The following is a 12,598-nucleotide window of genomic DNA, read 5'->3' on the forward strand; positions in this document are numbered from 1 at the left end:
AGGAGAAATGTCAATTACCGTGAAGACTGTCCAGCCCACCTTGGTCGCGCGGAGCGTGATGCTTGAGGACGATGTCGTTCGCATCCTGGATCGCAGGGTGTTCCCATTCGAAAAAAAGTGGGTCACATGTCAGAGCGTAGAAGACGTTGCCGTGGCCATCGAATCCATGATCACGCAGAGCAGCGGGCCGTGGTTCGCTGCGGCCGGGGGCATGGCGCTGGCCGCGCGTGCTGCTGATCTGGAGTCGAGTATTGAGGCTCGCCGCGCGGCAATTCACGCGTCCGGCACCCGTTTGAAGAGCACCAGGAAAACGAACAACCACATCCGCGAAGTCGTCACGCTGCTGCTCCAGGTCGCGGATGCTGCCCTCGACCGCGGAGAGGACCTCACTCCTGCAGTGACGGCGGGGGCAGAGGCGGCAGCCTTGACCTACCACCACCGTAGTGAGAGTCTCGGTAGGCACGCGGCCGAGCTTATCCCCGATGGCGCCACAATCCTCACCCATTGCTGGGCAGACGCATATCTCACTTACACCGTCGCAGCCGCACTCGATGCCGGGAAGAAGATTCAGGCGATCTGCACCGAGACCAGACCGTACCTCCAAGGCGCGAGGCTCACGTCGGAGAGCCTCGCGGAAATGGGTGTGCCGACCCGGCTCGTGACTGATGCAATGCCAGCGCACCTGATGTCCCGGGGCGAAATCGATCTCTTCATTACCGCGGCCGACCGGGTCACCATGGACGGCAGCGTAGTCAACAAAATTGGCACCCTGCAGATTGCCATTGCGGCCCAAGCGTTGGACGTGCCATACGTCGCGTTGGTGCAGGCCCCGGACTCCGTCGCTCGCACCATTGCCGATATCGACTTCGAAGACCGGAATGGCGATGAAGTCCTCTCTGCTTTAGGCAATCGGACTGCGTCGTCCCTGGTGACTGGAATCTACCCCGCGTTCGATGCAACCCCCGCCCGGTTTATCTCCGCGATCGTGACCGATCGCGGCCGTTTTGCCCCCAACGACATGGCGTCGTATTACACCCAGGAGACAGCATGATCATTGAAACTTTTCCGGTCACCGGCGTCCCCACGACCGGTCTACCCACACGTGCGCTCGTCGTTGGCGACCCGTTCCGCGCAGCGCGAATCGCTGAGCTGCTGACCGACACTCAGGAAGTAGCCCACAGACGGGAATACCGGACGTTCCGTGGCCGGTGGAAGGGCGTAGACGTCGTCGTGTCCTCCCACGGCGTGGGAGGACCCGGCGCGATCTGCCAATTCCAGGAACTGATGGACGCGGGTGTCGACACCATCATCCGCTTGGGCACGGCGGGCTCGCTGCAGAAGGGCATCTCCGATGGTGACCTCATCATCGCGGACTCCTGCGTTCGTGACGATGGAGTGACTCACCAATTGGTTCCGGAGAGCTACCCCGCCGCGTCCGCACCGGAAGCGGTTCTGGCCTTGGCCGAAGCCGCGCGTCTCAACAACGCGCCGTCCCATCGCGGCGTGGTGTGGACCCGCGCCGCCTTCTACCCAGGTGTGATCGATCTCGGCCTATCCGGATACGTCAAAATGGGAGTGCTCGCCATCGAGATGGAACTTTCCGCACTCCTGGTGCTGGCAAGCACTCGCGGCGTCCGCGCGGCCGGGGCACTGGTCATCGACGGGACCGCCGCCGACGACTTGGTCGACACGACGGGATACGACCCGCATCGCGACGTCGTGGCGGAGGGCGTTATGCGGGGGATCGCGGTTACCCTCGATGCTCTTGTCGCCTTGCCGGCTCTGCCCGTACCGACGCAATGATCACAGCTGTGGACCTCATCGTCGGGGGCGGGAGCCTACTCACCGTTGATGAGGAGGGGACTGTCGTGCCACGTGGAGGTGTGGCTGTCCGTGACGGCATCATTGTCGACCTGGGGCCGGTTCCGGAACTCCTCGCGCGATATGAGGCCACCGATGTGATCGACAGTCCGGGGTGTGTTGTGCTACCCGGTTGGGTCAACACCCACACGCACCTTGCGATGAACGTCTTCCGCGGCGCTGCTGACGATGTGACGCTCGAGGAGTTTCTCGAGCGGCTCGTCAGCGCCGAATTACGGGTCCTAAGCGGGGAGATGGTCGCGGTCGGCGCACGGGCGGCGATCGCCGAATGCTTGAAGGGCGGTACGACGACGGCGCTTGATATGTACTGGTACCCACAAGCTACCCGCGCGGTAGCGGCGGAAACGGGGTTCCGGCTCTTAAACGGGCCAACGTTTATGGGCGATACCGATCCGGAGGGCCGAGACTTCGAGCGCCTCCTTGAACTGGCCGACGAGATTCTTCAGGCACATCGGTCGGAGCGCCCGCACGAGGATCTCTGGGTCATGCCACATTCGACCTACACCCTGGATGACGCCCAGCTTCGTCGAATTCGTCAGCTTGCCAGCCGCCACGGCGCTCGAATCAATACGCACTGTGCTGAGAATCACGCGGAAGTGTCTTCTGTCGAAAGCCTTCACGGCGGCAGCCCAGTTGAGGTGTTGGCCAGGGTGCAGCTCCTCGGCCAGGCGACGGTTCTGGCTCACTCAGTCCAACTGAGCGAGAACGACATTCGCCTCATTGCCGAGGCTGGTGCATCCGTCTCTCATTGTCCAATCTCCAATCTCAAGTTGGGTTGCGGGATAGCACCTGTTCCCGCGTTGCTGGCCGCGGGAGTGGCCGTCGGGATCGGTACCGATGGTGCGGCGTCGGCGGGCGCGGTAGACATGCTCAGCTCTGTACGGATGGCCGCGTTGCTGCACAAGGGCGCGAGAATAGACCCAACTGTGATCACGGCGCAGCAGGCCATCCGTATGGGCACAGTGGACGGTGCCAGAAGCGTTGGCCTGCGCGACGTCGGAACACTGGAGATAGGCATGCGTGCCGACCTCCAAGTGGTACGCGTCGACACACTGAACTCGGCGCCGACGCAGGATCCGTGGTCGGCAATCGTCTATGGTTCCTCCGCCAGCGATGTACGGTACACCATCATCGGCGGACGGGTGCTTCTCCGCGACGGAATCCTCACGACCATTGATGAACGGGCCGCGCTCCTCGAGCTGGCTCAAGCCGCGATCGAGGCTGGTGCTTCGTGACCGCCACGGGGGACATCAAGGACACCACTAAACAAGCCGGGGGTCCCGCTCATGCCACGCCCGGTCCGGGCTCAAACGGAGGCTATCGCGACCTTCCCCGTCTGAGCGGGTGGGGCTTTCTGCCGCTGAGCTTCGTAGCCCGCTTTCCGCTGGCCCTGTTCACCGTTGGTATCACAGTGCTAGTGGCGTGGGCGCGCGAGTCCTACGGCGACGGAGGCCTGGCGGCCGGCGCATTAGGAGTAGGATCGGCACTTGGCTCGCCCCTGGTGGGCTGGCTCGCCGACCGTTACGGGCAGCGTTTCGTCGTGCAAATCGTTGGCTTGGTCAACACTGCAGCCCTCGTAGCGATCGTCGGTGCGGTAAAGGCGCAGGCACCGTTGGGCGTCATCCTGGCCGTCGCGTTTCTGGTTGGCTTCTCTGCCCCGCAGATCGGACCGCTGGCGCGAGCTCGTTGGATTGCCTTAGAACGTGCCCGGGGAACCGCACAAGGCGATCGCACACTCGCCGCAGCCATGAGCTGGGAGTCGATTGCTGACGAGCTGACCTTCGTGTTCGGCCCCCTCGCGATCGGCCTGATCATTCTTTTGGTCGATGACTACGCTCCGCTGCTGATCGCCGCGGCTGTCACCCTGATCTTCGTGTCGTGGTTTGCCCATCATCCGACTACCCGCGCGGTCCGGCGCAGTCATTCGTCGATGCGGCCAACTAGTTCTCCACATGACCTTCTCCGGCCGCGCGTGGCTATTCCGATCTTGGGGATGCTCAGCATTGGGATGCTGTTTGGCGCCATGCTCGTGGCGGTGACGGCTCTTGCGGGTGCACTGGGCGACGTGGCGTCCGCCGGGTTCCTCTATGCCATCATGGGCGTCGGATCCGCGATCTCCGCCTTCGGCACCGGCTTCTTACCCAGCAAGTTCTGGCTTCCGTGGCGTTGGCTAACTGGAGCGACGATCGCCTTCGGCTGCTCGCTTGTGCTGCCTCAGACGGGCAGCGAGCACCTCGTCATGATCGCCATCTTTGGAGTCGGCATCGGGCTCGGCCCCAGCCTCGTCAGCGTTTTCGCCGTTGCCTCGTACACCGCACCGCCGGACCGCACAACGGTTGTGATGACCCTGGTCTCCAGCGGCATGGTGGCTGGCTCGGCTCTCAGTGGCCCGTTGACAGGACTTATCGCGGATTCTGCGGGCTACTCCTCCGCATTTTGGATGGTTTGCGCTGCAACTTGCTTGATGGTGGTCCTCGGCGCCTGGGCGACTTTGACAATCAAACCGCCATTTCGATCTATAGCTATAGGAGACACATTGTGAACATCTGTGAGGAAGCTAGGGAAACGATTCTGGAACTGGCGCGAGTCGGTGCCGCGGCCGTCCAAGCAGGGTTAGTGCTTGCGAGTGGCGGAAACCTTTCGGCCAGAATTCCTGGGAGCGGCTCATTCGTGATCACTAGGTCGGGCGCCTGGCTGGACCAGCTGGGGGAGTCCGACTTCTCCGAGGTTTCCGCGTCAGGAGAGGTCCTCAGCGGGGACCCGCGACCCTCTAGCGAATGGAAACTTCACCATCGTTCATATGAACACCGTCCCGATGTCAACGCGGTAGTGCACGTGCACCCGCAGTACGCAGTGCTGGTGCATGCTCTTGGATATCCGGTACGGCTGATCACCCTCGACCACGCCTACTACGTGAAGTCGATTGGAACGACGCCGTTTTACCCCAATGGATCAGACGAGCTGGCGAACTCAGCGGCCGAGCAAGCGGTGCGGCACAACTGCGTCATTATGAGCAACCACGGATGCTCAGCGCTGGGCGAGACGATCGAGATGGCATTCCGGCGAGCCCTCAACCTCGAAGAAGCGGCTATGGCCACCTACCGCGCGCTCGCTGTAGGGAATACCACGATCGAGTTCCCCCCGCAGGACTTCGCGGCGCTCGGTCACGCATAGCCGGCTCGGCACGGACCCCACAAACCCATTTGAAGAAGGAAGCACCGTGAGTACTGCAGAACAGCCCGCTAGCGACACTTCGCACCTGGCTCAGGTCAGCCAAGTAACAAAGGACTTCCTGGCGGCCCCGCCACAACTGCTTATCGATGGCAAAATGGTGGACCCACGCTCCGGAAACGTCATGGACGTAGTCGACCCCGGCACGGGAACAAAGATCGCGGCGGCGGCCGTCGCGGGTCAGGCGGATGTCGACGCAGCGGTCCTGGCAGCGAGGCGCGCGTTCGAGCCCCCGGCCCCCTGGCGTAGGATGACTGCCCTCGATCGCGGCCTCGTCATGAGCCGATTCGCCCGACTACTCGAAACACATGCTGCTGAAATCGTGGAACTTGAGGTGCTGGACGGCGGAAAGCTCAAGAGCGCGGCTCAGAAGGTGGACGTGCCGCTGGCGATCAATCATCTCGACTACTTCGCCGGTTGGACCTCAAAGATCGAGGGAAACACTATTCCTGTCTCGGTTCCGGATGTGATGGTGCGCACCGAGCGGGAACCCGTGGGCGTTGTAGCTCAAATCGTTCCATGGAACTACCCGCTACTCATGGCGATATGGAAGCTCGCGCCAGCGTTGGCCGCCGGGTGCACGATCATCCTCAAACCCGCTGAGAACACCCCGCTCACCGCAATTCGGCTGGGCCAATTAGCGCTCGATGCCGGTCTGCCCGACGGCGTGCTGAACATCCTGACGGGCTACGGGCATGAAGCAGGGGAAGCCCTGGTTGATCACCCCGGCGTGGATAAGATCGCCTTCACCGGATCAACGGGTGTGGGCAAGCGCATTGCTGCGCGTGCTGCCTCGCAGGTCAAGCGCGTGACGCTTGAGCTCGGCGGGAAGAGTCCAAATATCATCTTCGCCGACAGCCCGATCGAGGAAGCTGCCGCCGGAGCAGCCAGCGCGATCTTCTTCAATTCCGGCCAAGCCTGTGCGGCGGGATCTAGGCTTTACGTCGAATCCAAAATCTACGACAGGGTGGTGGAGAATCTCACCGCCATCGCCTCCGAATTTACCGTGGGACACGGCTTCAACGACACAACGACGCTTGGCCCGGTGATCAGCGCTCGGCAACATGAAACAGTTCGCGCATACATCGACGGTGCAACAGCAGAGGGGGCGACGATTGCGACCGGAGGGTCATCGCTGCCGTCCGATGTCGATCCGGAAGGCTACTACGTCCGGCCCACCGTGATCACTGATGTCAACGACTCGTTCACCGCCGTGCGTGAGGAGATCTTCGGCCCCGTCGTCGTCGTCCAGCCGTTCGATGATCTAGAGGACATTGCCCGTCGGGCGAATGACTCGCCCTACGGTCTCGCGGCCGGTATCTGGACTCGTGACATCGGACGCGCAAACCGACTGGCTCGCATGCTTCAGGCAGGAAGTGTGTACATCAACATGTACGGGGCAACAGATGCCGCAGCACCGTTCGGTGGTTACAAGCAATCCGGCTACGGCCGCGACATGGGGCACGCCAACCTTGAGTCGTACCTCGAAACCAAGACCGTGTGGACGAGTTTGAACTGATGATCCTTGTAACCGGGACCGATCGATGACAGGGATACAGCAACTCATACTGGGCATCTGCACCCAAATACTTGCCGTCTCCTGCTGGTTCAACGTCGCTGCCGTCGTTCCGGGAATTACTGCGGAATATTCCCTCCATCCTGCCGAAGGTGGAGTCTTGACTGCCGGCGTTCAGGTCGGGTTTGCACTCGGTGCGTTGATCGTGGGAGTGCTTCGGTTGACCGATCGATGCTCTCCCCGCCGATTGATCTTCGGTGGTGCTGTGGCCGCGGCGGCGTTTACACTCCTGCCCACGATTGTAGACGGCGGGTTTCAACTTTTCGTTGCTTCGAGACTGCTGGTAGGCCTGAGCCTAGCTGTGGTCTATCCAGCAGGTATGCGGGCGGTCTTGTCCTGGGCTCCGGTTCAGGCTCGCGGATTACCGGTTGCCGCGCTCGTGGCCGCGCTGACGGTCGGAACCGCGGCTCCCCATCTCGTGGCGGGATCCGCGCCGGAGGACTGGCGTCAAGTCATGATAATCACCGCAGCTTTTGCGCTGGTAGCCGCCCTCCTGGGGCTGGCTACGCGCACGGGCCCATATGTAGCCCCGGTAAGACCCGTTTCCATGGCTGGACTTCTGGCTCTGCTGCGCGACCGTCGCCAAAGACGCATCTCAGTGGCCTATGTCGGACACATGTGGGAGGTGTATGGAATGTGGTTCTGGTTGCCCTCCCTACTTCTGCTGCTTCCGGCATTCAGCGGGATAGCAGTCGCCGTGCCCCTCCTCGGAATCTGGAGTTTTCTGCTCATTGGCGTCGCGGGCACGCTCGGATGCGTAATCGGTGCGGTGCTCTCACAGGTCTATGGAAAGCCAGCGGTGACCCGCACAATCGTGATCGTCTCGGGAACCTGCATCTTGATGACCCCCTTTCTCGGGAACTTTCCCACCTGGCTAGGCATCATCGTGCTTGCGGTTTGGGGTGCTGCAACAATCGGAGATTCAGCGCTGTATTCCGCGATGACAGGCGATGTTTCCGGTCAGCACGCCGTGGGAACAGCCATTGTTGTTCAAATGGGAGTTGGATATGCCGTCAGCATTGGGGCATTCTTTGCCGTGCCGTTACTGGCTTCGGCACTAGGGATGAAGTACGCGGCACTTATTCTCCTCGCCGGGCCCATCGCAAGCTACTGGGCGATGGCAGGGTTCCGTGAAGCGCGGATCTGAACTCCGTTCTCGAGCAACAGAGGGATGCGGGGCGCCCGCAGGTTCTCCATCGATTCAACGGGGGAGGGGAGCCCCAGAGGTCGATCCCGCACGCGCCATGTGTTCCCGACAAAGCCGTCGGATTCCCATCATTTACCCATCAAAAACAACCATGAATGATCGGATATTTCCGCGTACAATCGAAGGCAGCGCACCGCCCGGTTCCCTGTAAACACAAGGCAATCCGCGAGTTTTCGAAGACGTTCGGCAGTGACCAAAATAGGGCCGGGTCCTCCAAGGGGTCGCGGGTTCAAATCCTGTCAGCCCGACCGAAGGGTCGTTCGCGAAACTGTTTGCGGAACCTCTCAATAAGAAATCGCTCCTGAAAAATTTCAGGGGCGATTTCGTGTTTACTATCACGACATCCTCGACGGCATCCGCGGGTGCTTCGCTTGGCCAAGCTGTCTGGCGAGTCGGCCGATCGCGCTCGAGGCGCGTCCCTGCTGTTTGAACCCAGTCGCGCAAGCACTCCCAGGCGTCGGCGAAGTCTCGGTGCCATCCACATGACGCCGAGCCGTGCTGCTCGGGATCGTAGGCGCAGAGCCAATGCAAGTGGAGCGCGGAGAGTTCCCACACGCGCTGAGGGTGGCGATGCCAGATGGGCGGCACGACGGACGCCGGGAGTACGTAGGTCCGTCGGGGCCAGTGCACCGTCCGGTTGAGTTCGATCCACTCGGTCTCGGCTCCCTCGGCCGTGAGCACGTTCCAGTTGACCGGGTGTGGCAGTTCGTTCGTGAGCGGCCCGTCGAGGTCTCGGTCTACCGAGTAGTTCGTACGTGCGAGATCGTCGCCAATCTTCATAGCAATGAATTCCTCGCGTTCAACGACCGCACCGTCTCGATCGACCTCAATTGTTCGGACATCACTCCCAGCGGGAAGCGATCGCGACGATACCGGCGGCATTTCGCTTTCGGTCGCATAAAGGTTCAACCAGGCAACGCAATCGAGGTACGCCAAAACAAGCGCTCCTGCGATGAACGTTCCGACCGGCCACTCCGACACCCCGAGAGCGTCCGAGATGCGCGGCGGCAGACTCGCTGGCAGGAATTCCGTCATGACGGTCGCGAAGACCCCACTCCGATTGAGACGCAGCCGCCGATTCCTGCCCCGTACCTCCGTAGGGGATGAGGGATGCGGGTGGTGGATGCCGACGTGCGAAGTCCGTTTCTACTGTGCTCGCACCGACGAAACGAAAGGTGCGGTCCGTGACACACACGCAGACGATTTATAGAACGACGAGGACGTTAGCGCGACGGCTGATAGGCCCGCTCGCATGGGCGCGAGCCCTTGAGCCCACGGCGGTTGTGCACGCCATCCACGGGCTCGTGCTCTTCGTCGCGATCACGGGAGCGACTTTCGTTTCCGACTATCCGGCGTGGCAAATACTCTTCTATTCCGCGGGCTCAGTCGTCTTGTTCTGGGTCACTCACGTCTACGCTGCGTCACTTGCCCACCACGACACTCCGGACGCGGCACCCGTGCACGCGCTGGAGATCGTCGCCGTTGAGGCGAGGCGAGGGCTGCCGATCCTCCAGGCGTGCACCCTCGCCGCGATGCCCCTGGTCATCGCCCTCACTGGCCTCATTCCCTTGACGGTTGCCTACAGCGTCTCGGTGAGCCTCGCGGTCGCCGAGCTGGGGGTCTTCGGCTTTCTCGTCATCCGAGGTCGTGCGGGCTCGCTGCGTCGATCACTGGCTGCGGGCCTGCTCACCGGGTCCATCGGTGCGGCAATCATCGCCGCCGAGACGTTCTGGCACTGATCATGCGCTCATTGGCCACTCGAACTGCGTCCGTCTCGATCGTTATCCCGGCATACAACGAGGAGAACACGATCGAACGTTGCCTCCGTGCGGCGCTCGATCAGAGCGTCACACCACTGGAAATCATCGTCGTCGACAACCGTTCGACGGACCGCACTGCCGAGATCGTCCTGGCATTCGCCGCGACATCGGCTGTTCCGATCCGGATCGTCCAGCAGACCCGGACGCAGGGCATCACCCCGACCCGCAATCTTGGGTTCGATTTCGCGGCGGGTGAGGTGATCGGCCGCATCGATGCCGACTCAGTTATCGCCCGAGACTGGGTCGAGCGCGTCGCGACGGCCATGCAGGACCCGCGCACCGCAGCGGTCACGGGGCCCGTTACCTATTACGACCTGCCATTTCGCTTCGCGCCACAGGTCTCGGATGATCTTGTCCGTCGGGCACTCCGGGTTGTCGGGCGCAGCCACCCTTTCCTCTTCGGCTGCAACATGGCGATCCGCCGTGATGCCTGGCGGGCGGTGGAGCAGATGGTTTGCGATGATCCAGGTGACCGGATGCATGAAGACATTGACCTGGCCATTCACCTCCGCGACGCGGGCGCGCGCGTCGCTTACTCGTCACGGTTGCGAGCTCGCGTCTCGGCGCGGCGCCTGTCTGCCCCAGCCGACGAGTTTCTGGACTACGCGCGGCGTTTCGAGCGGACCTACCGCTGGCACGGACTCGGCCATCGTGTGGGGCTTCAGGCAGCGCAGAGCGTCGTTCAGGGTGCGTACTGGTTCGCACGAGCCCTGTCTCATATCGTCCCGGTCCGGGTGGATGTGCCGCTCAGCCTTCAGCTGGAAGCCTCCGGACGGCGGGCGGCCGCATGAGTGCGGTCGCCGATCACCGAGCGGCGTCCCCCGTACGCCGGTAGGGGGTGACGACACCACGAGGGTGATGACGCCGGCCTCTCGGCTCCGTAGGCTCATGACATGTCGAGCAGCACAGTGGTCCACCGGCCGGAGTTGGGAACTCGACGTCCGCCGTTGCCGTTCTGGGCGCGGAGTGCCGTCATGCTCTTCTGTCTCACCCTCTACGCCTGGGCAGTACCGTATACCTCGGCGGTATACGAACTCGATCTCCTCGTCGCCTTCGGCATCGCAACCGTCCAGTGCGGATCGCTCGCACTCGCGGTCGTGTGGCCGAAGACCGGCTCCATCCTCCATCTCTTGGCCATCGCCGCGCTGGTGCTCGCAACACGAGGTCAGGAGGCGGAAATCTGGCCGCTGCCGCTTACCGGCCTTGTCTCGCTCGGTGCCCTGTTACTCCTACTCGGCATCCGAGAAAGCTGGCTGATGGCAGTCGCCACCTGGTGGGCCAGTGTGGTTCTGCTCATCGCGCTCATCGTGCTGAGCCCGGAAAGGTACGCTGACCCGAACCAGTGGGGGACCAACCTCACGATCTACGCGAGCTACACCCTTCTCGTGCTGGTTGCTGCGATCGCGATCGGCCAGCGCCGCCGCATCCGGTCGGAACTCGCGCAGGCGCGACGGGATGTTGAGCTTGCCCAGGCCGAGCGATTGCTCGTAGAAGAGCGGGCCAGGATCGCGCGCGAATTGCACGACGTCGTGGCGCACAGCATGTCGCTCGTACACATGCAGGCCCTCTCCGCGCCCTTCCGCCTCGAATCGACGACGCAGGAGACGGCACGCGAGTTCGATGAAATCGCTCAGCAAGCGGGCTCCGCGCTTGCAGAGATGCGGCAGTTGCTCGGAGCGCTGCGTCCGGATGACGGACACATCGAGCTGGCGCCACAGCCGCAGGTCGCAGATGTCGCGGAACTCGTGGAGGGGACGGTGCGAACCGGAGTGAACGTGACGCTCCAGGTCGATGACCACGCAGCGTCGTCATCGCCGATTGCACAACTCACGGCATATCGAATTGTGCAGGAGGCGCTCAGCAACGTGGTTCGGCATGCGCCGAGCGCGCCAGCAAGCGTGCGAATCGAAGTGCGCGAAACGGCGCTGTACGTGGCCGTCGAGAACGAGCGCCCCCGCGGCGAACGGTGGCCGGTTCCGGACCACGGCGGGGTGGGCCTGCGGGGCATGCGCGAACGGGTCGCGTTGCTCGGCGGTGAGCTCGAGACTGGCCCGACCGCGTCAGGCGGCTTTGCCGTCACAGCCTTGATCCCCTCAGCCATCACCCAAATGAAGGAGACATCGTGACAGTCCGAGTCCTGGTCGTAGACGATCAGCCGATGTTCCGCGCCGGAATGTCAGCGATTCTTGGTGCCGAGGATGGTATCTCAGTCGTCGGCGAGGCCAGTGATGGCGAGGAGGCCATTGCACGGAACCGGGTCCTGCGTCCGGACGTGGTGCTCATGGACGTGCGGATGCCGAAGCTCAACGGTATCGAGGCGACCCGCCGTCTCACTCATCCGCCGGGCGCAGCGAACGTTCCGCGCGTCATCATGCTGACGACGTTCGACATCGACGAATACGTTTACGCCGCGCTTGAAGCTGGCGCGAGTGGGTTCCTTCTCAAGGACGCCGGAGTCCGTGAACTCGCAACGGCGGTCGAGGTGGTAGCGCGGGGTGACTCTCTGCTGGCGCCCCAGGTGACCCGCCGTCTCATTGAGCAGTTCGTCGCCAGCAAGCCCGCCGGTCTCGTGTCGACGGCGGTGCTCAACAATCTGACGGAGCGCGAGCGCGAGGTATTCCTGCTCATCGCATCCGGTAAATCAAACGCCGAGATAGGCCACACTCTGTTCATCGCCGAGCAGACGGCGAAGAGCCATGTCAGCCGGATCATGTCAAAGCTTCACCTGCGCGATCGTGTGCACGCCGTTATGCTCGCCTACGAGACCGGGCTCATCACGCCGGGGTCGAAGCCGCAGAGCACAGTGTGAGTGGTCATCGCCCCGCACTGTGTCAGTGCCGTCATCCCCGGGGCACCGGCGGTGCGATGGGGGCCCCGCACCGG

The 12,598-nt window shown here is 62.7% G+C and carries 11 protein-coding genes and 1 pseudogene; 11 read left to right on the forward strand and 1 reads right to left on the reverse strand.

What is annotated here, in order from left to right; all coding sequences use genetic code 11:
• Positions 1–7 precede the first annotated feature (7 nt).
• The 7 genes from AC1X6S_RS00265 to AC1X6S_RS00295 all read left to right on the forward strand — a co-directional run bounded on the left by AC1X6S_RS00265 (position 8) and on the right by AC1X6S_RS00295 (position 7,835).
• Positions 8–1,051, forward strand: coding sequence for a translation initiation factor eIF-2B alpha/beta/delta subunit family protein (locus AC1X6S_RS00265; protein ID WP_483403845.1), 1,044 nt, complete (start codon positions 8–10; stop codon positions 1,049–1,051).
• A complete protein-coding gene (locus tag AC1X6S_RS00270) occupies positions 1,048–1,803 on the forward strand; it encodes a nucleoside phosphorylase (protein WP_483403846.1) in 756 nt (251 codons plus the stop codon). The genes AC1X6S_RS00265 and AC1X6S_RS00270 overlap by 4 nt, the downstream gene beginning before the upstream one ends.
• Before the next feature lie 8 nt (positions 1,804–1,811).
• On the forward strand, positions 1,812–3,116 hold the full coding sequence (locus tag AC1X6S_RS00275) for an amidohydrolase family protein (RefSeq protein WP_483403847.1): 1,305 nt from the start codon (positions 1,812–1,814) through the stop codon (positions 3,114–3,116).
• Entirely contained in the window at positions 3,113–4,423 is a 1,311-nt protein-coding gene (locus AC1X6S_RS00280; RefSeq protein WP_483403848.1) for an MFS transporter, read from the forward strand. Before AC1X6S_RS00275 ends, AC1X6S_RS00280 begins: the two co-directional genes overlap by 4 nt.
• A complete protein-coding gene (locus tag AC1X6S_RS00285; RefSeq protein ID WP_483403849.1) occupies positions 4,420–5,055 on the forward strand; it encodes a class II aldolase/adducin family protein in 636 nt (211 codons plus the stop codon). The genes AC1X6S_RS00280 and AC1X6S_RS00285 overlap by 4 nt, the downstream gene beginning before the upstream one ends.
• Before the next feature lie 136 nt (positions 5,056–5,191).
• Entirely contained in the window at positions 5,192–6,631 is a 1,440-nt protein-coding gene (locus tag AC1X6S_RS00290) for an aldehyde dehydrogenase family protein (RefSeq protein ID WP_483404952.1), read from the forward strand.
• 25 nt (positions 6,632–6,656) lie between these two features.
• Positions 6,657–7,835, forward strand: coding sequence for an MFS transporter (locus AC1X6S_RS00295; protein ID WP_483403850.1), 1,179 nt, complete (start codon positions 6,657–6,659; stop codon positions 7,833–7,835).
• 392 nt (positions 7,836–8,227) lie between these two features.
• On the opposite strand, the pseudogene AC1X6S_RS00300 reads toward AC1X6S_RS00295, so the two are convergent.
• Positions 8,228–8,675: pseudogene (locus AC1X6S_RS00300) on the reverse strand (hypothetical protein); the annotation flags it as partial.
• A 404-nt stretch (positions 8,676–9,079) separates the two neighbouring features.
• Here AC1X6S_RS00300 and AC1X6S_RS00305 point away from each other — a divergent pair.
• The 4 genes from AC1X6S_RS00305 (at position 9,080) to AC1X6S_RS00320 (ending at position 12,524) form a co-directional block, all read left to right on the forward strand.
• The gene (locus AC1X6S_RS00305; protein ID WP_483403851.1) at positions 9,080–9,634 is read left to right on the forward strand and encodes a hypothetical protein; all 555 of its coding nucleotides are present in this window, start codon (positions 9,080–9,082) and stop codon (positions 9,632–9,634) included.
• Between the two features lie 11 nt (positions 9,635–9,645).
• Complete coding sequence (locus AC1X6S_RS00310) at positions 9,646–10,506, forward strand: glycosyltransferase family 2 protein (protein ID WP_483403852.1); 861 nt, start codon at positions 9,646–9,648, stop codon at positions 10,504–10,506.
• Between the two features lie 102 nt (positions 10,507–10,608).
• Positions 10,609–11,841 (forward strand): sensor histidine kinase, encoded by a 1,233-nt coding sequence (locus tag AC1X6S_RS00315; protein ID WP_483403853.1) that lies wholly within the window; start codon positions 10,609–10,611, stop codon positions 11,839–11,841.
• Entirely contained in the window at positions 11,838–12,524 is a 687-nt protein-coding gene (locus AC1X6S_RS00320; protein ID WP_483403854.1) for a response regulator, read from the forward strand. Before AC1X6S_RS00315 ends, AC1X6S_RS00320 begins: the two co-directional genes overlap by 4 nt.
• Positions 12,525–12,598 lie beyond the last annotated feature (74 nt).

Source organism: Mycetocola sp. Y442, assembly GCF_056898615.1.

Coding starts and splice junctions, on each gene's coding strand:
- AC1X6S_RS00315 (WP_483403853.1), top strand. CDS start 10,609: ATGTCGAGCAGCACAGTGGTCCACCGGCCGGAGTTGGGAACTCGACGT.
- AC1X6S_RS00265 (WP_483403845.1), top strand. CDS start 8: ATGTCAATTACCGTGAAGACTGTCCAGCCCACCTTGGTCGCGCGGAGC.
- AC1X6S_RS00270 (WP_483403846.1), top strand. CDS start 1,048: ATGATCATTGAAACTTTTCCGGTCACCGGCGTCCCCACGACCGGTCTA.
- AC1X6S_RS00295 (WP_483403850.1), top strand. CDS start 6,657: ATGACAGGGATACAGCAACTCATACTGGGCATCTGCACCCAAATACTT.